Annotated in this window: 21 protein-coding genes; 8 read left to right on the top strand and 13 right to left on the bottom strand. The window is 68.5% G+C overall.

Annotated elements, in window-relative coordinates:
* The first annotated feature begins 309 nt into the window (after positions 1 to 309).
* The 3 genes from ACFS27_RS22950 to ACFS27_RS22940 are packed head-to-tail and all read left to right on the top strand — an operon-like array spanning position 310 to position 1,852.
* Complete coding sequence (locus tag ACFS27_RS22950) at positions 310 to 1,029, top strand: dienelactone hydrolase family protein (RefSeq protein ID WP_377188020.1); 720 nt, start codon at positions 310 to 312, stop codon at positions 1,027 to 1,029.
* Entirely contained in the window at positions 1,026 to 1,577 is a 552-nt protein-coding gene (locus ACFS27_RS22945; RefSeq protein ID WP_377188017.1) for an AAA family ATPase, read from the top strand. Before ACFS27_RS22950 ends, ACFS27_RS22945 begins: the two co-directional genes overlap by 4 nt.
* 47 nt (positions 1,578 to 1,624) lie before the next feature.
* Positions 1,625 to 1,852 carry a hypothetical protein gene (locus ACFS27_RS22940; protein ID WP_377188014.1) on the top strand — a complete coding sequence of 76 codons (228 nt, stop codon included), beginning with the start codon at positions 1,625 to 1,627 and terminating at the stop codon, positions 1,850 to 1,852.
* A 421-nt stretch (positions 1,853 to 2,273) separates the two neighbouring features.
* Here the strand turns inward: ACFS27_RS22940 and ACFS27_RS22935 are convergent, their stop codons facing one another.
* The 9 genes from ACFS27_RS22935 to ACFS27_RS22895 all read right to left on the bottom strand — a co-directional run bounded on the left by ACFS27_RS22935 (position 2,274) and on the right by ACFS27_RS22895 (position 11,877).
* Complete coding sequence (locus ACFS27_RS22935; protein WP_377188011.1) at positions 2,274 to 3,758, bottom strand: ParB/RepB/Spo0J family partition protein; 1,485 nt, start codon at positions 3,756 to 3,758, stop codon at positions 2,274 to 2,276.
* Between the two features lie 103 nt (positions 3,759 to 3,861).
* Positions 3,862 to 4,332: a helix-turn-helix domain-containing protein gene (locus ACFS27_RS22930; RefSeq protein WP_377188009.1), complete on the bottom strand. Its 471-nt coding sequence runs from the start codon at positions 4,330 to 4,332 to the stop codon at positions 3,862 to 3,864.
* 23 nt (positions 4,333 to 4,355) lie between these two features.
* Entirely contained in the window at positions 4,356 to 4,784 is a 429-nt protein-coding gene (locus ACFS27_RS22925) for a hypothetical protein (protein WP_377188006.1), read from the bottom strand.
* A 45-nt stretch (positions 4,785 to 4,829) separates the two neighbouring features.
* Positions 4,830 to 5,354, bottom strand: a complete 525-nt coding sequence (locus ACFS27_RS22920) for a hypothetical protein (protein ID WP_377188003.1) — start codon at positions 5,352 to 5,354, stop codon at positions 4,830 to 4,832.
* Between the two features lie 156 nt (positions 5,355 to 5,510).
* On the bottom strand, positions 5,511 to 8,648 hold the full coding sequence (ileS, locus tag ACFS27_RS22915) for an isoleucine--tRNA ligase (RefSeq protein WP_377188001.1): 3,138 nt from the start codon (positions 8,646 to 8,648) through the stop codon (positions 5,511 to 5,513).
* Between the two features lie 79 nt (positions 8,649 to 8,727).
* Positions 8,728 to 9,462: a class I SAM-dependent methyltransferase gene (locus ACFS27_RS22910; protein ID WP_377187998.1), complete on the bottom strand. Its 735-nt coding sequence runs from the start codon at positions 9,460 to 9,462 to the stop codon at positions 8,728 to 8,730.
* Positions 9,459 to 10,553: a nitroreductase family protein gene (locus ACFS27_RS22905; RefSeq protein WP_377187995.1), complete on the bottom strand. Its 1,095-nt coding sequence runs from the start codon at positions 10,551 to 10,553 to the stop codon at positions 9,459 to 9,461. The genes ACFS27_RS22910 and ACFS27_RS22905 overlap by 4 nt, the downstream gene beginning before the upstream one ends.
* Positions 10,553 to 11,659, bottom strand: coding sequence for a SagB/ThcOx family dehydrogenase (locus tag ACFS27_RS22900; RefSeq protein WP_377187992.1), 1,107 nt, complete (start codon positions 11,657 to 11,659; stop codon positions 10,553 to 10,555). The genes ACFS27_RS22905 and ACFS27_RS22900 overlap by 1 nt, the downstream gene beginning before the upstream one ends.
* Positions 11,660 to 11,715: 56 nt before the next feature.
* Positions 11,716 to 11,877 carry a hypothetical protein gene (locus tag ACFS27_RS22895; protein WP_377187989.1) on the bottom strand — a complete coding sequence of 54 codons (162 nt, stop codon included), beginning with the start codon at positions 11,875 to 11,877 and terminating at the stop codon, positions 11,716 to 11,718.
* Between the two features lie 254 nt (positions 11,878 to 12,131).
* Here ACFS27_RS22895 and ACFS27_RS22890 point away from each other — a divergent pair, with 254 nt between their 5' ends.
* The gene (locus ACFS27_RS22890) at positions 12,132 to 13,268 is read left to right on the top strand and encodes a hypothetical protein (RefSeq protein WP_377187986.1); all 1,137 of its coding nucleotides are present in this window, start codon (positions 12,132 to 12,134) and stop codon (positions 13,266 to 13,268) included.
* Here the strand turns inward: ACFS27_RS22890 and ACFS27_RS22885 are convergent.
* The 3 genes from ACFS27_RS22885 to ACFS27_RS22875 form a co-directional block, all read right to left on the bottom strand.
* Complete coding sequence (locus ACFS27_RS22885; RefSeq protein WP_377187983.1) at positions 13,215 to 13,772, bottom strand: NUDIX hydrolase; 558 nt, start codon at positions 13,770 to 13,772, stop codon at positions 13,215 to 13,217. The genes ACFS27_RS22890 and ACFS27_RS22885 overlap by 54 nt on opposite strands.
* Before the next feature lie 82 nt (positions 13,773 to 13,854).
* Positions 13,855 to 14,982, bottom strand: coding sequence for an HAD family hydrolase (locus ACFS27_RS22880; protein ID WP_377187980.1), 1,128 nt, complete (start codon positions 14,980 to 14,982; stop codon positions 13,855 to 13,857).
* Positions 14,979 to 15,305 carry a hypothetical protein gene (locus tag ACFS27_RS22875; protein ID WP_377187978.1) on the bottom strand — a complete coding sequence of 109 codons (327 nt, stop codon included), beginning with the start codon at positions 15,303 to 15,305 and terminating at the stop codon, positions 14,979 to 14,981. Before ACFS27_RS22875 ends, ACFS27_RS22880 begins: the two co-directional genes overlap by 4 nt.
* A 374-nt stretch (positions 15,306 to 15,679) precedes the next feature.
* Here ACFS27_RS22875 and ACFS27_RS22870 point away from each other — a divergent pair, with 374 nt between their 5' ends.
* Both ACFS27_RS22870 and ACFS27_RS22865 read left to right on the top strand, forming a co-directional pair.
* Positions 15,680 to 16,822 (top strand): hypothetical protein, encoded by a 1,143-nt coding sequence (locus ACFS27_RS22870; protein WP_377187975.1) that lies wholly within the window; start codon positions 15,680 to 15,682, stop codon positions 16,820 to 16,822.
* Positions 16,823 to 16,832: 10 nt separating this feature from the next.
* The gene (locus tag ACFS27_RS22865) at positions 16,833 to 17,762 is read left to right on the top strand and encodes an inositol monophosphatase family protein (protein ID WP_377187972.1); all 930 of its coding nucleotides are present in this window, start codon (positions 16,833 to 16,835) and stop codon (positions 17,760 to 17,762) included.
* Between the two features lie 31 nt (positions 17,763 to 17,793).
* Here the strand turns inward: ACFS27_RS22865 and ACFS27_RS22860 are convergent, their stop codons facing one another.
* The gene (locus ACFS27_RS22860; RefSeq protein WP_377187969.1) at positions 17,794 to 21,255 is read right to left on the bottom strand and encodes an ATP-binding cassette domain-containing protein; all 3,462 of its coding nucleotides are present in this window, start codon (positions 21,253 to 21,255) and stop codon (positions 17,794 to 17,796) included.
* Positions 21,256 to 21,610: 355 nt separating this feature from the next.
* Here ACFS27_RS22860 and ACFS27_RS22855 point away from each other — a divergent pair, with 355 nt between their 5' ends.
* Positions 21,611 to 24,454 (top strand): FtsK/SpoIIIE domain-containing protein, encoded by a 2,844-nt coding sequence (locus ACFS27_RS22855; protein ID WP_377187966.1) that lies wholly within the window; start codon positions 21,611 to 21,613, stop codon positions 24,452 to 24,454.
* The gene (locus ACFS27_RS22850) at positions 24,451 to 25,161 is read left to right on the top strand and encodes a hypothetical protein (protein WP_377187963.1); all 711 of its coding nucleotides are present in this window, start codon (positions 24,451 to 24,453) and stop codon (positions 25,159 to 25,161) included. The genes ACFS27_RS22855 and ACFS27_RS22850 overlap by 4 nt, the downstream gene beginning before the upstream one ends.
* The last annotated feature ends 5 nt before the right edge of the window (positions 25,162 to 25,166 follow it).

Below are 25,166 nucleotides of genomic sequence, written 5' to 3'. Positions count from 1 at the left end.
GCGGGCGTGATGTTCACGACGCCGATACTGAACCGGTCCGGGTCTGGTGGAGCCGGTGGCTAGAGCGCAATGGGCTGGCGGAGAGTTGCCGCAGCAGACCCACACGTGCGGGGCAGGATGTATGTCGTGACTGTCGATGGATTGACACGTGCGTCGCTGCGGCGGGTCCTCGGACCGGTCGATGAACCTGGACCATTGCGCCCGGTCATCGACGAAGAGGTCGCCTGCGACGGTTACGTCCGGCGCCTGGTTTCCTACGATGTCCCGGCTGGACGTGCCTCTGCTTACGTCTGCGTTCCGGACGGCCTGATGCGCCCCGCGCCGGTGGTGTTCTGCCATCACCAGCACGCCGGCCAGTTCGACCTCGGCAAGAGCGAGGTCTGCGGGCTGCGGGGGGACCCGGACCAGGTGTATGCGGTGGAGCTTGCCCAGCGTGGGTTCGTCACGATCGCACCGGACGCGATCGGCTTCGAGGACCGCAACTGGGCCGACGGGCAGAATGTCACCTGGTTCGAGCAGTCCAGCCGGATCGTCGTGGGGCGCACGCTGCTGGCCGCCTGCTTGCAGGAGATCAGCCTCGCGCTGGACTACGTGGCGACCCTGCCCGAGGCCGACCCCGACCGTGTCGGGTTCCTCGGCCACTCCTATGGCGGTCGGGCCGCGATCTGGGCACCCGCCTGGGACCGGCGCATCCGGAGCAGCGTCTCCAACTGCGGGTGCGTCCCGTACCGGGAGTCGTTCGCGCGCGCCGTCGGCTTCCAGGCCGAGTTCGTCGTCCCCGGTTTCGCGTCCGAGCACGACATCGAGGACGTCATCGCCCTGGCGGACCAGTGCAGGTACCTCGTCCTCGCCACGGACGACGATCGGTGGAGCCGCGGAGCCGTGGGTATCCAGGACCGGCTCACCCAACGTGGGGTCGGGCACGCACGCGTCGAGGTCCGTTCGGGGCGCCACGACTTTCCCTGCAGCGCCCGCACCACCGCGTACGACTTTCTCACCGACACGCTGCAGGGGGCCGAGATCCTGTGACCGCCCACGATTCGACGCGCCTTGTCATCGTGCGCGGCCCCTCCGGGTCAGGGAAGACCACCATCGCGCGTGATCTGCGTGAGCGGATGGGCCGCGGTACAGCACTGGTCGAGCAGGACTACGTGCGGCGGAAGCTGCTGTGGGAGAAGGACACACCGGGCGCCGTCAACATCTCGATGATCGACACCCTTTCCCGCCACGCACTCGACTCGGGGTACAGCGTCGTCGTGGAGGGCATCATGCACGAGGCGCGGTACGGCGACATGCTGCGGAAGCTCGTCGCCGACCACCAGGGCATCAGTGTGGTTGCGTATCTCGATGTGCCGTTCGACGAGACACTTCGGAGGCACGCCGGCCGCCCCCAGGCTGCGGAGTTCACGCCCGAGCTCATGGCGCAGTGGTGGGCGAAGGACGACCGTCTCCGCGTCGCCGGAGAGATCGTCATCAGACCACAGTCCACTGCCCAAGAGATTGTTGACCGGCTCCTCACGGCCCAGCTTGAGCTTGTGCCTGGAGGTGTTTGCCGACGCGGAGACCGATCGGTGTAGCGCAAAATGGCTCGGATCGTGACCGGCTCGGTCGGTACGGTCGTGGCATGCCGCTTGTTCGCATCGAGATCTCCGTTGATGGGCGCGACGAAGCTCGTCGGATCATGGCGCGTTTCGCCGACGGCAAGACAGACCCGGTCATCGAGCAGGAAGTCCTGGCCGCCATCTGGAAGCAAGGCCGTGTGCCGCGTGGCCGGCCGGTCTGCCTGGGCATGACCAACGGACGGCCGGTTCTCCTCAAGTTCGACGTCGATGTGACGCCCGAGATCAGCTAGCGTCCGTAGTGGTGTCAATCCGCTGCCGGGTCGCCACGAGAGCGGAGGCCGAGCCATCGACCACCCGCACAGTGCTGGAAGTGGGCGCCCTATGAGGTGGTCCCAGTCGACGGCGTTCTTGTCGGTCGTCCCGAAGGCACGACTGGCGGGGAACTCGCCACCCTTCGTGCCTGAATGCAAACAGTGTGATGCCGGTGATGGTGAGGAAGGGCTGGTGGCGGGTCGGAGGTGTGGTGGCGGGATGAGGGAGTGGCGGGTGGCGGTGAGAGTAGAGGCAGTGGGGGGCGGCCTGTGGGGCGGGCGGAATGGTGTGGTGCGGAGCTGAGGTGAGAGCGACGGTGCGGGGCGGACGGCGAAGCGAGCGCGGACGCGCCGAAGACCCGGGACGCTGACACGTCCCGGGCCTTCGGAGAGCGAGCGATCAGGCTGTCGTGGTCTCCTTCGTGACCGGCTTCGGCGCCGCCTTGGGCGCGGGCTTGGCGTTGTCGAACTTCGCGCGCGCCGTGGTGTTCGCCTTCGCCGGGACCGACGGCGCGGCGGGCTCGTGCTTCGGGCCTCGGGCGATCTGCTCTACGGGCGAGAGCGTGTAGCCCCACGACTCCAGCGCGCCGAGGTAGGCAGCTTCCCGGCCCGCCTTGCGCCAGGTCTGCACGCCGGTGCGGTCCTCGATCGCGGCCAGCACGACGACAAGTCCGATTTGCTGTGCCCGGGCCGGCGACGCCTTGGCGATCAGGTCGCGGACCTTGTCCCGGCCGCCGAACGTACCGCCGACGCCCAGCCACTCGGCGGCCAGCGCGTGCCCGGACAGCGCGGTCTTCTCGATCGCGCTTGCCTCGGTGACGAGCGCAGTCGAGATGAACGCAGCGGCGTCCTTTGGTGCGTTCTTGCGCTGCGCGAACTCGGCCAGCCACTGACGGCGCACCGTCTCGCCGGAGCGCCAGTCCGTGTTGTTGGCGATGACCTCGGCACGCTCGGCCTTGGCCTTCGCGGTGGCCTCGGCGTCCATCGGCTGGCCCGACGACGTCACCCGCAGGGTCAGGTGCTTGTTGGCCTTCCATGCGTCGCACACAAACACCGCTGTGTACACCTCCGGCCCATACGACGGGCGCACATACGCCGCGTGCCCGGGGCAGCCCGCGTGCGACTCGACCGACAGGACGGTCCCGTCAGCGTCGGTCAGGTCTCCGAGGACCTTCACGGTCTTGTCGTCGTGCGTGGGGACCGGGATCACCCGCACGCACGCGTCGGTCAGCGAGGCGACGACGACGGCCTTCTTCGCGGCCCGCTCGTGCTCGTCGCGCAGCCGCTGGGCGGTGTGGGCGAACTGGCCGGGCTCCTTGACCGCCGTCGCAGTGAGGGCCTTGACGGCCTCACGGTCACCCAGCGCGTCGAACTCCGCGATGGTCGCGGCCTGGTCGAGCGTCAGGTCGTACTTCCCCTGCGCGGCGACGGCGAACTTCGACTTCCCCACGGTCAGCGCCGTGTTGACGGTCTCCTTCGTGTGGCCGGTCTTCTTGGCGATGGTCGCGGCGGGCACGCCGAGCAGGGCGAGCTGCTGGAACCCGGCGGCGCGGTCCTTGTCGCGCAGGTTGGCGCGCTGGTCGTTTTCCACGACCTGCTCGATGATGCGACGGGCCTCGTCGCCGTCGCCGTTCACGATCCGCGCCGGGATCGTCTCGCGCCCGGCCTCAATGGCAGCCAGGGTGCGTCGCTGCCCGGCGCGGACGAGCATCTGCCCGTCGTCGGTGCGCTGGACCAGGATCGGGACGAGCACACCGTGCTCGTGGACCGAAGCAATGAACTCGGGCGTGAGCCCTGCCTCCGAGCGGACGTTCACCTCCAGGGCGAGCGTCTTCGGGTCGAGGTTGGCGAACTCGGTTGCCTTCTCGATGGTGTTGTGGGACATGATCGGCTCCTAACCGAAAGCCCGGGGCTACTCCCCGTGGCGTTAATCCCATTCTATTTTATTGCACCCATTGACGCAATCCATCCCGGCCTGTTGAGGGTGTCTATTTGGTGATTTGTTGTGCATCTAAATCTGCAAATTCATCGGCGGTTCCTACTCTCGTACCGGGAACCTCGCGAATCGCTCTGCCCACGACAGAGCGATACCACCCGCTACCGTAGCCCGCAGGATCAAGCCGATCTTCACCTTTCGCCTCCTGCTCCCGGCGCAGCACGACTCGAGGTGCGGCCATGGATCGGAGCTCCGCCACCAATGAATTAACAGCCTCGTCCGCAGCGTTTTCGATAGCGCTGATCTCATCGCGCAGTCGCGCAGGAATCAGGCCCTTTCCGGACTCCCAGCGCCGCACAGTGTTCTCATTGACGGAAAGCACACGGGAAAGTTCTGCACGGGACATGCCGAGCGACGTGCGTACGACGAGCAGTTCGCTCCCCGTCATCCGAGAGGAATCGGTCGGGCCGTCGGGCATCGAGTTGCCTGACGCTGGCTCCGTCAGATCGTGATGCTGGCTCATCGACACAGCGTAGGCGCGGGACTTCACCAGGAAGGCGGAGCGACCCGCTGCGATCCCACGCCAAGCCCACGATGCGCCACGCGGGCGACGTTCGCCAGGCCGACTAGAAGTAGCCAGGTACCGACCAATGCGAACTTGGCGGCGTTCCAGGCGAACAGTGCGAGCAGCCCCCACACGGCAACGTGATGGAGCCCGAACAGGAAGGTGGCCAGGAATGCGTACCCGCCTGCGGCAAGGAGCGCCAGCGGAAGCCCCCAGGCGCGGTTCCCTCGGCGGCACATCCACTTCGCCGCCTTGGTTGTCGGTGTCGTCTCGAAGATCGGGACCGAGGGCCCGTCGTCGTACGTGGCGTCGTCACCGTCGCGGAGGTAGGCCGGGATGCTTGAGGCCGGCAGTGCTCCCGACCCCGTGTTATGCGTCATCTCGTGAGCGGCCCACGTCGGGATTGCCATGACCGTGCCTCCTCGCCACTCTCGCCAGACCGAACGTATGTACGTCTACGGTACGTCGCGGTGTCGACAGCGTCGAGCGCTCGGAGCCCGTCGTGGCTCCGGTCGCACCGCAGTCGTGCCGGAACGGTCCGCCATCATGTGCTGATTCGTGACCCCGCCCCAGACGATCCTGTGCGCGAGTGCTTGGTCGTGCCGCTCGACGGCGTCGAGCCACCTGAGCTGGGCGAGCATCGCGCGCGGGATGATGTGGTGCGGCGGGCGCAGGACCCGGCCGACGGCGGCGAGTCCGAGTGCTGCCAGCGGGAGCCACAGGTGACCTCCCGCTGACGCAAACGGGGCCGTTGCCAGGGTGATCAGGAACGCCACGACGATCAGGGCGCTACTGGCCATCGCTCGGGTCAGACCGGTCCGGCGTGCCCGCTCGTCCGGTCCGGGGTCGATCACGACGCTCGCGCCGAGCCCCAGGACGACTCGGACGCCGCAGGCCGGGACGTGCAGCAGCGGGATCGGACGAGGGCCGGTACGCGCAGAGAACGGCGGCGCGGAAGTCGTGAGCAGGCTGCGGTCCATCGGTCGCTCCCCAGTGCAAGGTGCGGACCGACGGATGCGGCCGGCCCACCACTACCGTGGGCCGACCGCGATACGTCGAACTGACACAGTCGTGTGTCACGCCGGTGCCGTATCGTTCCGGTGCACCGAAGGACGCCGAACTGCTGCGTGACTTCGCTAGGACGCCGTCTTCCGGATCGTCACTGCGAATCCGAGTTCCGACTCCTCATGGGCCGCGAATCCATCCATGGCGGGTGCCTCGACGAAGCTCGTCGCCAGGACTGCGCTGGTGATCTCGTCCTGATGTGCGTTGATCGCCTCGCGCACGTCGGGGCTGGTCGCCGTCCAGTGCACCTCGATGCGGTCTGCCACCTCGAAGTCAGACTTCTTCCGGGCGTCCTGTATAAAGCGGATGACCTCGCGCGAGAGGCCTGCCAGGCGCAGTTCTGGTGTGATCTCGGTGTCCAGCGCGATGGTGACGTCCTTGGCAGTCTCGACGACCCACCCGGTCCGGGGGACCTCGTTGATCGTGATGTCGTCGGTCGTCAGCACCACAGGGCTGCCCTCGAACTCGATGCTCGCCTCGCCCGTTTCCCGAAGACTGCGGGCCAGCTTCTCGGGGTCCGCTGCGTTGATGACGCCAACCACCTGCGGCGTCTGCTTGCCGAACCGCTTGCCGAGCGAGCGGAAGTTCGCCTTGACCGCGAAGTCGACCACGGCGTCTGCAGCCGACAGCGGTTCGAACGTGCGGACGTTGAGCTCGTCCGCGACCTCGTCGAGGAGCTCTTGCGAGAGCGCGACGCCGACGGGGAGGCTGATGAGCGCTCGCCCGAGAGGCTGGCGGATCTTGACGCCGCTGTTCTTCCGGGCCGCGCGGCCCGATTCGGTGACCTGGCGAGCGGTCTCGACGGCGCTGAGCAGGCCGTCGTCGATCAGGGTGGCGTCCGGTTCGGGCCACGTGGCGAGGTGGACGGACTCAGGGCCGTTCGGCATGCCGGGGGCAACAATCTCGCGCCAGATCTCCTCGGTCATGAACGGGATGAACGGTGCGGCCACCCGTGTCAGGATGTCGAGGCACTCGTGGAGGGTGGTCAGTGCGTTCTGGTCGCCGCTCCAGAATCGGGCCCGTGAACGGCGGACGTACCAGTTGGACAGATCATCGACGTACTGGGCGATGACGCGGCCGGCACCCGCTGTGTCGTAGTCCTCCATCGCCTGCCCGACGGCCTGCGCGAGCTGGTGCGCCCCGGCGAGGGCCCAGCGGTCGAGGACCGGTCGCTGTTGTGCGGGTGCCGCTGACTCAGGCTTCCAGTCGGCGAGGCTGGCGTAGAGGCTGAAGAATGTGGCCGTGTTCCAGTACGTCATCAGGAACTTGCGGGAGATCTCCTCCAGTGCGGTGTCACCGACGCGACGAGGAGACCACGGAGAGCCCGAGCAGAGCATGAACCAGCGCAGTGCGTCGGCTCCGTGCTGATCCATCAGCGGGATGGGCAGCAGGATGTTGCCCAGGTGCTTGCTCATCTTGCGTCCGTCTTCGGCCAGGATGTGGCCCAGGCACATGACGTTCTCGTATGGCGACTTCTCGAAGACGAGCGTGCCGACCGCCATGAGCGTGTAGAACCACCCGCGCGTCTGGTCGATCGCCTCGCAGATGTAGTCAGCCGGGTAGTTCTTCTCGAACTCCTCGACACTGCCCTCGACGTAGGGGTAGCCGAGCTGGGCGAACGGCATAGCACCGGAGTCGAACCATGCGTCGACGACTTCGGGGACGCGGTAGGCGGTCTCGCCGGTCTCGGGATGGGTGATCGTGATGTCATCGATGAACGGGCGGTGCGGGTCGAGGTCGCTCAAGTCCTGGCCGGTCAGTTCGGCAAGCTCGGCGCGGGACCCGACGGCGATGATCTTCCCGCTGGCGGTGCGCCACAACGGAAGTGGGGTGCCCCAGTAGCGGGACCGTGAGAGCGCCCAGTCGATGTTGTTGTCGAGCCAGTCGCCGAACCGGCCGTTCTTGATGTGCTCCGGGTACCAGTTCGTCGCCTGGTTCTCGGCCTGGAGCTGGTCCTTGATCTGCGTGGTGCGGATGTACCAGGACAACTGCGCATAATGCATCAGAGGGGTGTGGCAACGCCAGCAGTGCGGGTACGGGTGCTCGTACTCCTTGTGCCTGAAGAGCCGTTCGCTGGACGTGAGTGCGTCGATGAGGATCGGGTCGGCGTCCTTGAAGAAGACACCACCGACCAGCGGGACGTCTGGCAGGAAGGCGCCGTCGGTGCCGATGGGATTCACGATCGGCAATCCGTTGGCGCGGCAGACGGCAAGGTCGTCAGCACCGAAGGCGGGTGCCAGGTGGACCAGACCCGTACCGTCGGTGGTCGTGACGTAGTCCGCAAGCACTACGACGTGCGCGTCGGGGATATCGACGAGGTCGAAGGGCCGCTCGTACCGCAGTCCTGCCAGATCCTTGCCAGGGAAGGTCGCCAGGACTTCGGCGTCCTCTCCGAGCACCGCGGTTCGGAGGGGTTCGGCGACGATGAAGGTCCCGGACTCGGTGCGGGCCAGCGCGTAGGTCACCTCGGGATGCACGGCGACTGCCGTGTTGGCCACGAGGGTCCACGGCGTTGTCGTCCAGATCAGCAGCTCAGCGCCCTCGTGGCCGGCCGCCCCTCCCTTGACGGGGAACCGAACGTAGACCGAGGGGTCCTTCACGGTCTCGTACCCCTGGGCGACCTCGTGGTCCGAGAGCGTCGTGCCGCATCGCGGGCAATAGGGAGCGACACGGTAGTCCTCGGAGAGCAGGCCGTTGTCGAAGGTCTTCTTCAGGGCCCACCACACGCTGTCGATGTACTCCGGCGACATGGTGCGATAGGGCTGGGTCATGTCGACCCAGTAGCCCATGCGCTGGGTGAGTGCCTCGAACTCGCCGACGTTCCGCTGGACGGACACGCGGCAGCGGTCGTTGAACTCGGCGATGCCGATCCGTTCGATGTCGGGCTTCCCGCTGATCCCGAGCTCCTTCTCGACTGCGAGCTCGACGGGAAGACCGTGGCAGTCCCAGCCGGCACGGCGGGGCACATTGAAGCCCTTCATCGTCTTGTACCGCGGGAACACGTCCTTGAAGGCCCGCGCCTCGACATGATGCGTGCCGGGCGTACCGTTCGCTGTCGGAGGGCCCTCGTAGAAGACCCACTGAGGACCATCGGCCGTCTGCTCGAGCGACTTGGAGAATGTCTCGCTCGACTCCCACCACTTGATGATCCGTCGCTCCATCGACGGCAGGTCGACCTTGGCGGGAACAGCTCTGAACGGCGAACGCACGTTCGTCTCCTTGTGCTGGTGGGATGAGTCGTCGGAAACGCTATCAGCGGGGTCGCGCGACCGGTCAGTCGATCGGTGATCACAGGCGACCGAGGTAGGCGACGGTGCGGAAGGGAAGCCGGATCTGACCTCCGGCGCCCTCCACAAAATCGCGCAGGTGCGCGTCAGCACCTGACCTCGTCTGCCCGCGCTGGAAGTAGACGGATGAGCGTGCGAAGGAAATCAGACGATCGGCATCGAACAGGTGCCAGTCCGAGCGTTCCCAGCGATGGACTCGCCCCTGCAGGAACGCCGGGACAACTATCCCGTCGATGTCCTCGGGATATGGACCGAGGCGCGGCCCGGCCAGCTGAGTCCAGAGCATGTCGAATCCGCGACTCTCCGCATCGAGAACGATCCGGTGGTGCCATATGAGCAAGACCGACCCGTTCGCGCGGAGGACACGTCCGAACTCTTTCTGCGCAGCGACTTGGTCGAACCACTCGGCGCTGGATGCAGCAACGATCAGATCAACACTCGAGTCCGGTAACCCAGTCCGTTCTGCGGAGCCGAGCTGTAGACGGATGGCACTGCCGTGGTGACCCCGCGCGACACTGAGCATCGCATGGTCCGGCTCGACACCGACGACCTCGTCAGCCATCAGGCGCACCACGGTCGTGGACAGACCGGTGCCGCACCCGACGTCGGCAGCCGTCCGGACCCTCCCAACGCGTCGGCGAACGAAGTCCGCGACGAGCGATGGGTACGGCGGCCTGGCGTCCTGGTAGGTGCGAGCGCGACCTGCAGGAGCGTCGGTGTCGGGCCGGTTCGTCACTGCTGCGGGCCCCGCCTACCGAAGGCGGCCATGTAGAGCGGCGTGGCCTCGGCGTCGTCAAGCGAGAGCAGCTCGGTGAACGCGTGATCGTCGACTGCCGGGGTCTGGAAGGTGCGCAGGCCCAGACCGGTCCCGACAGTCAGCGCAGTCTGCATGAACCCGCCGCACTCCATGTACGCCCACCGGTAGGCGCGCGACATGCGGTACTTCCACATGTACTGGATCCAGTCGACGCAGACGACCAGGAGCATCGGCGCACCGTCGGCGTAGTTCTGGCGCCAGAGCAGCTCGGACCACGCGCCGACCGGTGCGTCGGCCTGATGCACAAGTGCGTCTCCGATCGGGTCGTAGACGTAGGCAGAGTGGTCCGCTTGTACCTCCGACGGCGCCCCGTCACCCGCGAAGAGGACATACGCGAAGAACGGGGCGCCCCGGCTGTACGTCTGAGTGGTGTGCAGCGGCGGCTCCTCGTCCGTGAAGTGCGGCGAGAACGTCCACCTCAGAATGGTCGCCACGTCGCCGAGGTCGAGACTCGTGCCGCTGAACTGGCGCGTGGTGCGCCGCGCCGACTGCACGACGCTGAGCCGCTCCGGTAGAGACTTGGTAGGCGGCAGGACGACACGTTCTCCGCCGGGAACTTCACGGCGAGGAGGCGGTGGGGTTGTCGGGTCGAGACGCCGGTCAACGAAGAACCGGGTCATGACCTTGGGATTGCCCGTGTAGTCGTGTACCCACATCGCGTCGTGGCTGCTCAGGTGCAGGTCCAGCGCGTCGGTCCAGGCGACGTCGAGCCACCGGCGCTCGCCGGTGCTCAGGGCGTCGGGATCGTCCTGGTAGAGGCCGTACTCGCGGAGGTGGCTCAGCAGCCCGGTTGCGTCGGCAGTCGGGAGACCCAGCTCGGTGGCGTACCGCTGGACCTCGTCCTCGAGCCGCGTTTCGACAGGGCCAGTTGCGACGACAGCCGCCAGCGACGCGGACCCGGTGACAAACGACTCGCGTTGGCTCCCTTCGCCCCATGCGATCTCGAACGTGCTCTTGTCGTCGTGGTGCGGGCGCACGGTCAGCGTCCGTGCGAGGTGGATCGTGGTCATCAGCGCACTCCTTCGTGTCCGAGTCCGAGGGCGTAGACGGGTCCTTCTGCGCAGTCGTCGCCGAGGGTGAGGATCTGGCGCAAGAGGAGGTCGTTGATCGACGGGCAGTGGTAGACGCCGACGTCGTGCGAGCGCATCGCGAGGTGAACCGCCTGGACGATGTGCCCGACCTCCAGCATGAGCATCCGGTAAGAGCGGGCGTACCGGTACTTCCAGCTGTGCCGCAGCCATCGGCAGGTCAGGACGATGACGGCATCCGCAGAGACGATGCCGCCCTTGCCGAAGCAGGCCGTGTCGATCTGAGCCGCGTCACCGGGTGTGCCCCTGACGACGAGCTCGTTCGTGATCGGGTCGAAGTAGTAGACGCCCTGCGGCAAGTCTGCGAGTCCTTTCGACACGACGTACGCCTCGAACGGATGACGGGCACCGCCGGACGGGTAGCTGCGCAAGTGGTGAGGTCCGAGGAGCCCTCCGACGGTGCGCTGGACGCCGAACGCCTCGCGCAGCGGCGACAGGAACTCGGCGAGTGCGACCGGGTCACCGACGAAACGGTTGATCGGCTTGGAACGCGTCAGGGTCTCCGCGAGCGACGTGGTCGACGTGCACTCGTCGGGTGAGGTGACGCGAGGCCCTTCGACGGAGATCGCCGGGTGAGGCTGTTCCCCTGCGGATTCAGTGTCATCGACCATCCGGGAGAAGTAGTCCTCGTACGACAGGCCGTCGACTTGGTCGGGGATGAAGCGAAGGCCCGTCGTGGCCAGGTGGAAGTCCGCCGCGTCGCGCCACCCGTACTGGCCCCAGACCTCGATGTGCCGACGTGCGGTGTCTACGGACGTCGACGAAGTCAAAACCCCGTTGTCGACGAGATGCGCGACGAGCTCGCGGGCGTCTTCCAGATTCATCCCGAGTGTGGCTGCGGCATCGGTAGCGAGTGCGTCGTCGGCTCGCGCGGTGTGTTGGCCCAGGAGCCACTGCACGAGCGGCTGGGACTCAGGGCCTTCGAGCGCCAGGTGAACGCGCGCGTCGCCGGTACCTGCGTGCACCAAGACCCGCGACTTCTCGTCGAGCCGCGTGACCTTGAACGTCGGTGACAGTTCGTACTTCATCTCGCCTCCTTCTTCAGGACGGTGGTGCGGGGCCGGTGGCCCCGCACCAGCGCGGCTCAGTTGTTCGCCTGGATCCACACGGGGCTGGACTGCGCAGTGCGGACGATCGACAACGCCTTGCGGTCGCTGTCCGTGCTCTGCCACGTGAAGTCGCGGCGGGCGGGGGAGTCCGCCGACGCGATGGCCAGATCGGCCTTGTGGGTCGCGGTACCGGTCATGTGCTTCTCACCTCCTCTCGGTCGGGTGGTGCACTTGCTGGTCGTGACACACCGGTCAGACCGGGCATGTCGGGACGACCTGAACTACCGTCGCGGATGCGGCACGTTCCCGGGGTGGGCAGTCTGACCGGCGATCTGGAACGTGGCGCTGATGACCAGGTGGAACGTCGAGGGGGGACGGTGTGCCGGAGCCGAACTTCCAGCTGCGCTCGGCCCGTCAAGCGCATCCCTCGCCGTCGGGTTCTGGACGACCGATGAGCCGGACCGAGCTTGCTGAACTCGTCAACGAGCACATCTGGAAGGGCTCCGGACGGTCGACGAGTTTCGATGCCGACGTGGTCGCAAGGTACGAGCGCGGGGTCGTCCGATGGCCCTCGGAGCACTACCGCGTCGCACTGCGGGTGGTTCTCGGGATCGAGACTGACGCCGAGCTCGGGTTCTATCCCACCGCCCGCGGCCGGTCAGTCGCAGCGAAGGAACCGGATGGCGACGACTTCACCGTGTGGCTGTCCCGAGCGTCGTCGCTCGACGCGGGGGACGTGCTGGCCCTTGCACGCAGGACGGACGAGATCCGGATCTACGACCCCGGTCGGGCCGGCGTACAGACGAGCAAGCTCCTCCGCGAGCACCTCCACCGGATCGCCTCACTGCGGTCGTTCAGCATCCGGTCAGGCGTCAGGGCGGACTTGGCGAGCGTCTACAGCGACGCGGCCTCGCTGGCGGGCTGGGTGCGCCTCGATGCCGGTGATCTCGAGGGTGCCTGGCGGCTTCACGAGGTGGCCAAGGACGCGGGTCGCGAGAGCGCCGTGTCAGCAGACCTGGTCCATGCCATCGCACAGCAGGCGTACGTGCTCGTCGACGCGGAGCGCACCGGTGACGCGCTGCAACTTGCCGAGCATGCCGTCGAGATCGGAGCCCGGTCGGTCTCACCAACGGTCCGGGCGTGGCTGCATGCGGTCGCGGGTGAGATCGCTGCGATCACGGACCATGAGGGTGCCAGCCTGACTCAATTCGACGAGGCGGCCAGGTTGCTCCCCCCAGACGGGTTCGACCCGGACGCACCGTACGTCGTGCTGGACGACCGGAGCCTGGCCCGGTGGCGTGGTGCAGCGCTGGCACGGCTCGGTGACGAGGACGCGATCACGAACCTTCGGTACGCGCTGGAGGGCCTCGGAGACACGCATCTTCGTGCGGCGGCGCAAGCGAACGTCGACCTGTGCCACTCGCTGCTGGCTGCGGGGCACCAGACCGAGGCGAAGACGGTCCTCGAGGTCGCCCATGACCTCGCGACGCGGGCGTCGTCGACGCGCCAATTGCGCAGGATCGCTTCGCTCGAGCTACGGCTCGGGCTGGTCAGCGTTCACCGCGAGGAGCCCGATGATCGTCGCTGAACCCAGGATCTCGCCGGTCTGAACCAGTTCGCGTGCGCGCGGCAAAGGCACCCAGTCGATCAGAGCCGCTTCTTCCAGGTCCGTGGGCTCACCCACACGATCGGCCCCCCGGAAGACGAACACTTCGTGGGGCGTGTCCACCATCCCTGGCATGGGCTGGAACGCGGCGATCCTCGTGCCCGGTCCGGTCGGTCGCCAGCCCGTCTCCTCGAGGGTCTCCCGCAGGGCAGCGCCCTGGGTGGACTCCGCCGGTCCGACGATGCCGCCCGGGGCCTCCCAGCCGATCTGGGACGTCGCGAACCGGTGCCGGCGCAACAGGAGCACCCGGTCGGTGTCGTCGAGCACGATAGCGGTGGCGACCGTCTGCAGGCGGATCACGTGGTGCCAGAACCGGCGGCCGTCGGGTGGCTCGATGTCGACCTGGACGAGTCGCACCCAGGGATTGTCGTAGAGGGTCCGCTCGCCGTGGACCTTGGTCATCGGCACATCCGGGTCGTTGGTCACGGGTCAACTCTTACACCGCGACGGTAGCGTCCAGATGCATGCGCAGGCCGGGACCGTCCTGGTTGCGGGCCTGGGGCGCAGGTCAGGCGCGTAACAGGGCGAGCTCGTAGGACGATGGCCCGTCGCCGAGCGTCGAACGACGCCAACGTGCGCGCAGCCCGAGATCCGTGACCGGGTACGTGAGTCCGGCCGCGGTAGCTGCGTTCTCTACGTCGCGCATCGTGACCTCGGCGGCAGCCGGGATGGGCGCGTGGGCGCGCCAGGCGCCCGCGTCGTGCACCCAAGCGGTGGCGGCGCGCAGCGCCGAGGAGTCGCCGTGCCACACGCGCAGGACGGTCGGGCCAGGCGCCGTGGCGACCGCGGCGGCCAACTGCGCGGCCAGGGGCGGCAGACCCGCGTCCAGCGCGACATCCGGGACCAGGCGCCGGAGCACCTCGGCAGCGCCGTCGTCGTTCTGCGATGCGCAGGTCGCCTCGGCGGCACTCCGCGCCCACGTGGGTGCATGCGCCATGGCATAGGACGTGCTCGCCCACAGCAGCATCGGCACTTCGTTCGGCCCGTCTGCGACGGCAATCGTTGCCGCCTTGGCGACGTCGAGACGCTGCCGCGCCTCCTCCATGGTGGTCGCCTTGGACACACCAGGGGCCACGACGTCGAGCCAGTCCGAACCTGCCGAAGCGACAGTGACACCGGTTGTCGCGATGGCATCGACGAACCTGCGGATGCCCGAGCCGATCAGAGCGACGCGGGAGGCCGGAGTCGCACACAGGTCGGCCATGGAGGTGACGTGCTGCGGGCTGTTGAACGCACCGTCGGGCAGCCGCCGTGAGACTCGCCACCCGACGCCGACGTCCTCGACAGCGACGACGACCCCGCGCCTCAACTCCTGGGCACGACGGATGGCGCGGCGCGGCTCGAACAGGTGGGAGTCCTCGACGAGGTAGCCGCCGGGCGCTCTCGGATCGAGCCGGATGAGCAGCGCCCCGTTCGACACGACCGTCAACCCGTCGGTCAGCCCAAGGTCTCGGGCTACGGGCAGCAGGCCTACCAGCGAGCGCCCGGTCGCCAGAATGAGGTGGTGCCCGGCCGCGCGGGCAAGGTCAATCGCCCCACGGACTGTGGCCGTGCACCGGCCGTGGACGTCGAAGAGGGTCCCGTCGATGTCCAGCGCCACGAGCGACCTTGTGGCGACGGCTGTGCGTGTGCTCATCCGCTGGCTCCCTCTGGTGTCGGTGCCCTGACGCCTCCGATGACGACGCAAGCGGCCCCATACTCGGAGAGCTGCTGGTTGAGGCCCTTTCGGGCGTCGGCAAGGGCCGCGTCAGCGGGCACCAGGACCACGGAGGCGTCGTGGTGTCGGGCGGCCTCGACCACCTGCCCGATGGTGAGTGCGTCGCGCGCGTCGGTGACAATCTGTGCCAGAGCCAGGCCCTCGGCGCGCGCGTGGTCCTCGATCACCTCGTGCTGGCGATACATCTCCGCCGGGCTGCTGGCGGCGGCGTAGCCAACTGCGACCGGCCCGGGCACGCTCACCGCACAACTCCCACTACGTGCTGTGCGGTCATCGCTTCCCCTTCGAGGCGCGGGCGGCGTCGCCGTCCATCGGTTCCCGGTCCGCGGGTGCTGCGGGCCGCCATGGTCCACCTTCGGATCGATCACCAGGGTTCGAGTGACACACTCCTGTGTCACTGAGTCGGCTGGCGCCGTCCGACGCGGTGTTGCTCAACCTTCGCAGCGCGGGGGTCAGCGGCACACCTGCTGAGCAATCGGCTGACGGTCGGGTTGTTGGGTGCGGCTGACCAGGTGAAACGCACCGTTCACACTGACATTGCCCATCGTGATGGGTAAGGTGACGCCAGTTCTGGTGGCGTCACGGGGGAGAGGCTATGAGTTCGTCGTCTGGCCCGATGAGCACGTCTCCTTCCCGGAGAGCCAAGGTCTCGCCGCAGGCACGTGGCCGCGAGCTGGCCGCGCACGGGAAGCGGTTGTGGTCGGAGCTGGGGTCCGTGCGGGCCGCCGCGATCGAGTTGATGGCGGAGTATCCGGACGTGCCGAGTCTGCAGGCGCACCGCTATGCGGCGGGCCTGTCCCAGGACCAGGCGGCTGCGCGGTACAACGAGGTCACGGGCCATCAGACGAGCCTGGGCGGCACCACGATCAATGCGTGGGAGTCCTGGGCGCGGGGTCGGGGACAGGGATCTCCGCCGTCGATGTCGGGGCTTCTGGTCCTGTGCGTCGCGTACGGGAAGGGACCCCTCGGGGTCGCCGAGGATCTGCTCGATCCCGCCGGGCTCATCGCGGAGGCCTACGAGCGCCTTCCGATCGAGGACCAGCTGGCGCTCAAGCAGGTGGCAGTCGGCCGGCCACCATCACGTGCTGGCGCCACGAACGGCACGCCGCGACCTGACACCGTACACGGAGAGCCGTCCAGGACGACGACTCCGCACCAGGTCGGTCGCGAGTTCACGTTGACGGTGCCCACGATCGAGTACGGCAATCCCGAGATCCAGGTCTTCCCGCTCGCGAACCCGCAGCTGGGCCGGCTCCTGGACCTTGAATGGTCGACCTTCGGGTACGGGGTCGAGCGCCTGGCGGTGCAGATCAAGAACGTCGGCAAGCGGTTGGAGGTGGACATCTGCTTCGGGGTGAACGAGGCAGGCCTGGTGATGGCGACGTTCCTGTCATCGGCCCGGTTCTCCCGCTGCCCGATCGGCTACATGCGCTGCAACAAGGTCCGCGACGGCATCGACCTGGACGACGCCTCGTTCTTCCCCGACACCCGTGACGCGCCGACGATCGTGATCTGCGACTTCGAGGTCAAGCATGCCGACGTGATCGGCTACCTCGCCCGCCAGGTCCGCGCCCGCTACCCGGGCGCCGAGCTGTACTTCGCCGTGTTCGGCGCGATGACGAAGGACCGCGGCCTTGCCGTGGCGAGCTTTGATGACCTGACCGGCGCGGCGATCATGCGCGCGGCGGACTTCGAGGCCGTCTTCATCGCTGCGACGATGAGCCCGCCCGGGATCGAACCCCCGCTCGAACTGCGATAGAAGGCGACCCATGACCGTTGAGAGCCCGCTGCCGAACCTGGCTCGGCAGGTCGTCGACCTGGTCGACGCACTCCTGTCCGAGATCCGCCCCCGTCTGGTCGAAGCCGCCCTGAGCAGGGACCGTGGCGAGAACGAGAACCTGCGCCACCAGGGCAACTTCCTGTCCGACCACGACCTGTGGGCGCACCAGCGTTACCAGGAGGGCCTTGCCGAGTTCCTCCCGTCGTTCATCTACGCCTCGGAGGAAGACGAGCCCCAGCTCATCGGCGGCGACCCCGACCCGGACCTGTGCGTGCTCGTCGACCCGCTGGACACCAGCGAGCTCGCAGTCCGGGCACTGCACGGCTACACCCACATCCTGGTCTACTCCCGCTCACGCCGACGGCCCGTCGTGGCGGTGGTCGGCGACATCTTCCACCACGTCCGCCTCTACGTCGCAGCGCTGCACGACGACGGCACCGACCAGGCCTACATGATCACCACCGACGGCGACCAGCACCCGCTGAACCGCCCGTCGGACGCCGATCTGACCACCGCTCTCGTGACGAACTACTTCATGCGTCCAGCAGAGCGTTTCGCCCCGCTCGCGGGTCAGCACCGCTTCTTCGAGGCGCTCGGTGCACCGGGATCTGACGGCAAGGCCCGTGGCCGGATCGGCGTCGACTTCGGCTCCATCAGCCTGTGCCACGTCGCCGCCGGCTTCACCGACGCTACCGTCGAGTTTGCCAAGGGCTTCGCCGCCTGGGACCTGTCGCCAGGCCACTACGTCCTGCACGCCGCTGGCGGCACGACGATCGACCTTGACGGCGCCCCGATCGCCCTGGACTACGGGCTCAACGATCTTGCCGAGATCAACAAGACCATGGGCGAACGTCGCAAGTTCATCGCCGCTGGCAACCCGGGTCTCGCTCAAGAGCTTCTCGCGGTGATCGACCGGTAGCACGACGGGCGGTACTCGTGCCGTCGTCGCGTCACCCGGCGAGGTGCCCCCACCGGTGCCGTAGGTCGGCCCACCGCCCGACGGAGACCTGGAATCCGGCGTGCAAGACGACGACGCGATCGGCGCGGGCGAGGGTGGCATGCCGAGATGTGGCAGCGATGATCGTGGCATTCTCGGCGTCGAGATCGTTCCAGAGGTCGGCTTCGGTGGTCGCGTCCAGGGCAGACGAGACGTCGTCCAGGACGAGCAGGTCGGCGCGCGCCGCCAGGGCGCGCGCGAGCGAGAGCCGTTGCGTCTGCCCGCCGGACAGGCGCAGCCCACGGTGCCCGACGACGGTGTCGACGCCGCCTGCGGCCGTGACGTCGTCCTCCATCTGCGCTGCCTGCAGTGCTGCGTGGACCTCGCGGTCGTGGTCGAGGTGGACGTTCTCCGCGATGGTGCCGGACACGACCCTTGGCACCTGTGCAACATAGGCGATCCCGGTCCCGGACAGCATCGCCGCGTCGTGCACCGGCTGGTCGTTCCAGGTGACCTGCCCACAGAGTCGGCACAGCCCGGCGAGGCCGGCGAGCAGGGACGACTTGCCGGAGCCGACCGCGCCCACGACGGCGACCATCTCGCCGGTGCGAACAGTCAGGTCTACGCCGGTGACACCGATGGTCCCGTCCGGATGCACGGCACGGACCTGCGCCAGCCGCAGTTCCTGCAGCGGTGCCACGGGTCGTGCCAGCGGGGTGTCGTCGTGGGTCCCCGCGATGAGGTCGATGTCGGTGGGGATCGCAGCGAGGTCGTCGGTGCCGGCCAAGCGGCGGGCGTCGTCGGTCCAGTCACGGGTCGGTGCGGCGCGGTTGAGGAGATTGGCGACGACCCAACCGAGCGAGGTGTAGGTGCCCAGCGCGGCAATGACGATCAGCGTCGTGGACAGGGGCCAGACCCCGGCGACGTACAGCCCCCAGGCGGCGATCGTGGCCGCGCGGGCCAGGAGTGTCTGGAGCTGCCCGACCAGGAAGTCGGCCCAGCTCTCCCGGACTCCGGCCTGCACCCGTTCCTGGTCCCTGTCCTGAAGATGCCGTTGCGCGGCATGGGTGGCGCCGGACAGCTTGACCGTCCGTACCGAGTCCAGGACGGACGCCAGGCCGCGTGCGAATGCCGCCCGGGTCTCGCGGGCCTTTGCCGCGGTGTCACGCAGCATTCGCTTGCCGATCCAGGCGGTTCCGGCGCAGCCGATCACGACGGCGGCACCGATCGCTCCGGCCAGCCACGAGCGGGTGACTGCGGCCAGGATCACGACGTTGAGGACGTCGAGACAGAGATCGCGCATCTGCCCGGCATAGAACGTCAGCCGTCCAGCTTCGGCAGCCCGCCCGGTGGTCTCCCCGGACGCACCTCGCTGAGCCGTGGAACCTGCACCGTGCTCAAGCTGCCCGCGCAGGACGGCCAGACGGATGCGCAGGTAGGACTCGCTCCACCAGAAACTTCCCGGGCGGGCGCTGACGAGCCGCAGGAACGGCATCGCCAGTCCGGCGACAACGAAGAGAGACGCTGCGCTCCAGTGCTGCTGCCCGTCCTCGAGGCCGGTGATCACGTGCGCCCAGACCACGGCCATGAGCACGCCTCCGGTCCCGATCAGTTCGGGCAGCCACCACGCGGTCTCCGACACCACCCACCAGCGCGGCCGGGCCAGCATGGTGCGGATCGCGAGACGCAGGAAACGTCCCCACCCCGGCCCGTCCGTCGAGGCGGTGCCCGACGTCGGGGCCTGCGGCTCTCGGCTGTTCGGCTCGGGAACGTCGCGTGCTGCACTTGACTCGACGCTCTCCGGCGGATCGTCCTGGCCACCGTCGGCAGCGACGAGCGCCGCGAGCCGTCCACCACGTCCCTCGACGTCGTCCCAGGAACCGTGCTCGACGACCCGTCCGTCGTGGAGAACCGCGACGGCATCGGCGTGCCGGGCCGTGGCCAGACGGTGCGCGACGATGATCGCGGTCCGACCGGCCAGCAGCCGTCGGGTCGCAGTCGTCACGGTGCGGGCGGTGTGCGCGTCCATACGGGCGGTCGCCTCGTCCAGCACGATCACCCGGACGTCACGCATCAACAGACGGGCGAACGCGACAAGCTGTTCTTCGCCGGCCGACAGCCGCCGACCGTGGTGGCCCAGAACGGTGTCCAGCCCGTTGGGTAGCGACGCGACCCACGAGCCCAGGCCCAGCACGTCGATCGCGGACTCGATCCGGTCTTCCGGGACGGGCTGGTAAAGGGTCAGGTTGTCTCGCAGGGTGGCCGCGAGGATCTCGGTGCGCTGCCCGACCACTCCCACCGTGGCGCGCAGGTGGTCCAGGTCCAGCGTGGTCAGATCTACTCCGGCCAGGTACACCGTCCCGGCTGGAGGCTCTACGGCACGGGACAGCATCTTCGTCAGGGTCGTCTTGCCCGAGCCGGTCCGACCGACCATCGCCAGCGTCTGGCCCGCCGGGACAGTCAGGTCCACCGGCCCGAGCGTGAACTCGTCGGTACCGCCCGTGCCATAGGCGAACGTCAGCCCCCGGAAGGCGACCTCGATCCCGGCAGGCGCGGCATCGCCAGACGGACCGGTCGAGGTGAGACGGGCGCCCGCCGACGACTCGGGAACGGAAGCGAGCAGCCCGCGAACACGCGTCAACGTGCCCAGGGCCTCCTGGGCGTCGGGCATCGACGACAGCAGCTGGTGCGCCTGACCGGTGAACGACGACACCAGGAGGAACAGCGTCACGAACCGCGCCGTGTCCAGATGTCCGGCACCTACCGCCCATACCCCACCCAGCACCGTCGCTCCGGTCAGCCCCGCCAGCACCACGGCCAGCCGCACGCCGACGACGCTCGCGACCCACCGCACCGCGGTCGTCTTGCCCAGCGTGTCCGCCGCCTGTCGGGCGTACCGCCGCAGCGCGAAACCCTGGCCGGCGCTCGTGCGAAGGTCGTCGGATGCCGCGAGCAACTCCTCGAACCGTGCCGAGTCTGCCGACCACGACTCCTCGGCAGCCGACGACGCCGCACGGACCTGGCTGGTACGTCCCCGCGCTGCCCACCATGCGGCCGCTGCCGCCAGGGGGAAGACGAACCAGGAGGGCCACCAGATCAGCCCCGCCGTCACCCATGCCACGCCCGCGCCGACGACCGAGCCCAAGATTCCTGATCCCAGCCGGCGCGCGGCGCGGAACAACGTCGCCGGGTCCGAGTCCACCCGCTCCAGGAGCGCACCGACAGCCTCGTCCTCAAGCACAGGCAGCGGACGGCGCAACACCGCAGACAGGAGGTTCCCGCGCAAGCGGGCCTCGCCGAGCGCCGTCCAGTGACGCCACACCAGCCCCGTCACCCAGCTCAGCACCATCGAGGCCAGAGTGAGCGCCGCGAACCCGCCGAGGTGCGCAGCGCTGGGGTCGGCCGTCAGCCGCCCGGCGACAACGGCAGACCACGAGTCCGCCACGGCTCCGGCAACGGTGAATGGCGCGACCATCAGACCGAGGCGCGTCAGAAAGCTGCGCCATGAGTTCTGCCGAGCGGCTGGGCGCACACGACGAGATCCAGGCACGGATCAACCCCCCTTGAATTCGCTCCCCAAGCCTCCGGCGAGAGCACCATCCCTGACAGAACGATCCCGTGATCAGGTGCGACGCAAGTGCCACAGGTTGTGTCACCTTCTCGACACAGGACCGCAACCGCGATCATCCGCCGATGACTGCCAGCCGAGCCAGGGCAATCTAGGGACGACAACCGGCAATCTGCGCGGTTCGCATCGACCGGGCAACAGTCGTGTGGAACCCTTGGCCCGGCATGTGGCAGGGAGACGACACGAGGGGGCGGTTGGGCACGTGAGTCACCAGGTTCCGGCGAGCACGGAAGCCGCAGGCGTCACCCCGGTGCAGGACGCGCGATCCGTGCGCGAGCTGGAGGCGCAGCTGCGTGCGCTGGCGGGCGCGGCCCGGCAGCTCGGGATCGACGGGCAGCACGTCATGGATTCCGAAGTCACCCAGGCACGCCGAGCGCTGAACGACGTCGAGCGAGCCGACGATGCATCGGTTGGTCCGGAGACCGCGGCAGCGGGGGAGGCGTACACGGCAATGGCTCCTGGCCTGCGGCTGGCCGCGGACCGCCTCGCCCCAGGTTCGGCAGGCAGTGATCCGAGCGACGAGGTGTGGGCCGCAGGCGGGTCGCCGGCCGGAGCACACTGGCCGGGCAGCGTCCGTGTCGGCGTTCTGGATGCGACTGACGTCCCGGTCGTGCTCCCGCTGCTCGGGACGGCTGGCTGGGCGGTGATGCCCGCCGTGGATGATGAGACCTGGCAGCCCGAGGACCGGGAGGCGGCGCTGCAGGTGGTGCAGCAGGCCGTGCTGCGGCTGGCCACTGCCTCGGAGCCGTTCGGCGTGCGAGTCGAGACGTTCGATCCGCAGGTCACTGGCACGGTCGGCGTACTCGGGGGCGTCACCCGTCGCTTTCCTCAGGTCGTGGCCCCGGCGGTGCATGACCTCTCGGGTCTGCGGCCGATGTTGTCGAGCCTGGTCGAGACGTCTTCAGCGCGGGCGACGCGGATGGCACAGGCAGGTTTGACGAGGTTCGCCGAACTGCAGGCTCGGTCACGGCGGGCGGACCCGCACCGGGTTGTCGTCGTCCTGGACTACCCGCGGGGGATCGACGAACGGTCGAACCAGGACCTGCTGCGGCTCGCCGCCTCCGGCGCCAGCCGCGGGATCACACTATTGGTCACCTTCGACCACTCCGCCGACGCCGCGCCCGGCGTCGACCCGGACCTGCTGCTGGACCATCTGGACGCCATCGTCACCACCGGCGACCTGCTCGTCGCCGATCAGCTTCCGGGCGTCCCGGTCCTCCGCGACGACCCGATCCGGCAAATCACTGCGGTGTGCGACGCGGTCGTCGCACGCACCGAGGCAGCCGAGCTGCCTACGATCCCGTTCACCGAGACCCTTCCGCCTCGTGGCCGCTGGTGGACGCCGGTCGGCGACGGCCTCGAGGCGGTGATCGGGTTCGCGGACGCCGACCCGGTGGTGGTGCGGCTCCGGTCGGCGAACCCGCCGCTGCCGCACCTGCTGGTCGCGGGCGCGGTCGGGCAGGGCAAGTCGAACCTGCTGCTGACCGTGATCCACGGCTTGGCCGCCCGGTACTCGCCAGACGACCTGGAGATGTACCTGCTGGACTTCAAGCACGGTGTGGAGTTCGCCCGCCTCGGCCCAGCCACGGGCCGGGACGTCTTCCTGCCGCACGCCAAGGTCCTGGGCATCCATGCCGACCGCACGTTCGGTGTCGCGGTCCTGCGGCACCTGACCGAAGAACTGGCGCGCCGCTCGGAGGTCTTCAAGGCGTATGACGCCGTTGACATCTCCGACCTGCCGGCCGGACCGAACCGACCACCGCGTCTGCTGGTGGTCCTGGACGAGTTCCAGGTCTTGGTCGACGGCGACGATGACCTGGCCACCGAGGCGGTGACCCTGTTGGAACGGCTGGCTCGACTCGGGCGTGCCTACGGGGTGCACCTGATCCTGGCGACCCAGACCCTGGACGGGACCGCGCGGCTGACTGCGAAACGCGACGCGATCCTCGGGCAGATCCCCGTGCGCCTGGCGTTGAAGACCACGGCTGCCGACTCCCAGGTCATCCTCGGGCCTGGGAACCTGGCCGCCGCGCAGCTGGAGTTCCGCGGGCAAGTCATCGTCAACGCGAACTACGGCGCCCCCGACGACAACCTGCGCGCACAGGTCGCCTACGCCGACCACGAGATCCTCGCCGCTCTGCGCGGCGACTTGTGGCAGCGTGCTGGCAGTTCCGACGCCGTCCCTCCGCGCGTCTTCCACCTGGCCCAGCCCGCCCACCTGCCTACCGCGCTGGCCCGGCAGCTGCCCGTCACCGGACCGGACGGCGTCGCGGCGTGGGCCGGCCTGCCGGTGGCGGTCACCGAGACACCAGCTGCGATTCCCGTGCGACCCGAACCAGGTGCCGGAGTGCTCGTGCTCGGCGACGGACCGGCCGAGGGCGTGGGCGTCCTGACCGGCCTGGTGCTCTCCACGATCCTGGCCGCACCGCCGGAGTCACGGCCGAAGGTCGTCCTCTTGGCCCCTGTCGCGGCGGGTCGGGCCAGTGACGCGGTGGCCGAAGAAGGCACGAGAGCGCTGGTCGAGGTGCTGTGGGCGGCCGGAGCTGACGTCGAGCACCTGAAGAGTCCTGAGGCCGTCACGGGCCGGATCATGGACTTGCGCACCCAGATCGCCTCCGACGCAGTCGACGGGCCGACGCTGTTGGTGACGATCGGTCTGCACGCCCTGCCAGGTCTCAAGGAGGCCCCGCCCGGCCTGTTCGAGACCCCGGCCGCCGCGCTGGACGACGTCGTACGCCGCGGGCCAGCCGCGGGGATCGTCACGTTCGGCTGGTGGAATCGCCTGCACGCCGTGACCGACGTGCTCGGGTACGACCACGCGAATCTGACTGGGTACCTCTTCCTGCGCCACCCCGTCGACGGCGTCCGCTCCGCCCTGGGCATGCCGCTGCTGACCTGGGCGTCCGAGCCCGCGCGGGCGCTGGTCTGGGACGGCATTGGACCAGAGCCCGTCCAGGTGGTGCCCTTCGCGCCGTTGACGGCCGACGACGTCGAGCACGTCGCGCGTCACATCCGCTCCGAGGATCCCGAAGGTGGCGTCCGATGACCGCCTCAAACCCGTGGGCTGCGGCCCAGGCGCCTGACGTCGCTGACGATTGGGCCAGCTACCAGTCCGGGCTCGGCGATCTCGCCGCAGCCCTCGCCCAGGCAGAGGACGAGATCGGACAGCGCGACCAGGAGCGCGACCAGCAGCTTGTCGCGGCCCGAGAACGAGTCGCCAGCGCCGAGAGCGATCGCGACGAGCTCGCCGCCGACCTGCCCGCGCTCGAGGAGCACGCCCGGACAGTCCTGGAGCAGGCGGACGTTCAGCCGGAGGGAGCCGGGAGCACCGACCTCGTCGCACAGGTCGAGGATGCTGGATCGATCCGTTCTGTCATGACCGAGATCCGATCCGGCCTGACCGACACGTCCGCCGCGCTGGCCGTCGCTCGGGGGCAGGCGGCCTCGCGTCGAACCGGACTCGTCAGCGTGGCGGTCGTGGTGGTCGTGACCATCCTGACCTGGGTGGTGCTCTCCGCGGTCGGCGCCAACGTGTTCGCCACGCTCGGAGCGACGATCACGGTCTGCCTCGCAGGGGTCCTGGCGCGACGTCGCGGCCTCGTCCCGACGGCAGTCGTCGCGGGCATCGGGCTCATTATCGTCCTTGTCATGTGGCTGACCTTGGATGCGATCCTCGCCACGATCCTGCTCCTGCTCGCCGGGCTGACCGGCGTCATCCTCCTGGCCCGTACCGGCCGCCGCAAGAACCGATAGAAGGG

Source organism: Promicromonospora vindobonensis (genome assembly GCF_042685865.1).
GTDB lineage: Bacteria > Actinomycetota > Actinomycetes > Actinomycetales > Cellulomonadaceae > Promicromonospora > Promicromonospora vindobonensis.
This window is presented reverse-complemented; position numbering and strand designations above follow the sequence as displayed.

What these genes read in the sequence shown, in the direction of transcription:
- ACFS27_RS22950 (WP_377188020.1), top strand. Translation starts at nt 310, where the DNA reads ATGCGCCCCGCGCCGGTGGTGTTCTGCCATCACCAGCACGCCGGCCAG.
- ACFS27_RS22940 (WP_377188014.1), top strand. Translation starts at nt 1,625, where the DNA reads ATGCCGCTTGTTCGCATCGAGATCTCCGTTGATGGGCGCGACGAAGCT.
- ACFS27_RS22935 (WP_377188011.1), bottom strand. Translation starts at nt 3,758, where the DNA reads ATGTCCCACAACACCATCGAGAAGGCAACCGAGTTCGCCAACCTCGAC.
- ACFS27_RS22930 (WP_377188009.1), bottom strand. Translation starts at nt 4,332, where the DNA reads ATGAGCCAGCATCACGATCTGACGGAGCCAGCGTCAGGCAACTCGATG.
- ACFS27_RS22925 (WP_377188006.1), bottom strand. Translation starts at nt 4,784, where the DNA reads ATGGCAATCCCGACGTGGGCCGCTCACGAGATGACGCATAACACGGGG.
- ACFS27_RS22920 (WP_377188003.1), bottom strand. Translation starts at nt 5,354, where the DNA reads ATGGACCGCAGCCTGCTCACGACTTCCGCGCCGCCGTTCTCTGCGCGT.
- ACFS27_RS22905 (WP_377187995.1), bottom strand. Translation starts at nt 10,553, where the DNA reads ATGACCACGATCCACCTCGCACGGACGCTGACCGTGCGCCCGCACCAC.
- ACFS27_RS22900 (WP_377187992.1), bottom strand. Translation starts at nt 11,659, where the DNA reads ATGAAGTACGAACTGTCACCGACGTTCAAGGTCACGCGGCTCGACGAG.
- ACFS27_RS22895 (WP_377187989.1), bottom strand. Translation starts at nt 11,877, where the DNA reads ATGACCGGTACCGCGACCCACAAGGCCGATCTGGCCATCGCGTCGGCG.
- ACFS27_RS22890 (WP_377187986.1), top strand. Translation starts at nt 12,132, where the DNA reads ATGAGCCGGACCGAGCTTGCTGAACTCGTCAACGAGCACATCTGGAAG.
- ACFS27_RS22880 (WP_377187980.1), bottom strand. Translation starts at nt 14,982, where the DNA reads ATGAGCACACGCACAGCCGTCGCCACAAGGTCGCTCGTGGCGCTGGAC.
- ACFS27_RS22870 (WP_377187975.1), top strand. Translation starts at nt 15,680, where the DNA reads ATGAGCACGTCTCCTTCCCGGAGAGCCAAGGTCTCGCCGCAGGCACGT.
- ACFS27_RS22865 (WP_377187972.1), top strand. Translation starts at nt 16,833, where the DNA reads ATGACCGTTGAGAGCCCGCTGCCGAACCTGGCTCGGCAGGTCGTCGAC.
- ACFS27_RS22860 (WP_377187969.1), bottom strand. Translation starts at nt 21,255, where the DNA reads ATGGTCGCGCCATTCACCGTTGCCGGAGCCGTGGCGGACTCGTGGTCT.
- ACFS27_RS22850 (WP_377187963.1), top strand. Translation starts at nt 24,451, where the DNA reads ATGACCGCCTCAAACCCGTGGGCTGCGGCCCAGGCGCCTGACGTCGCT.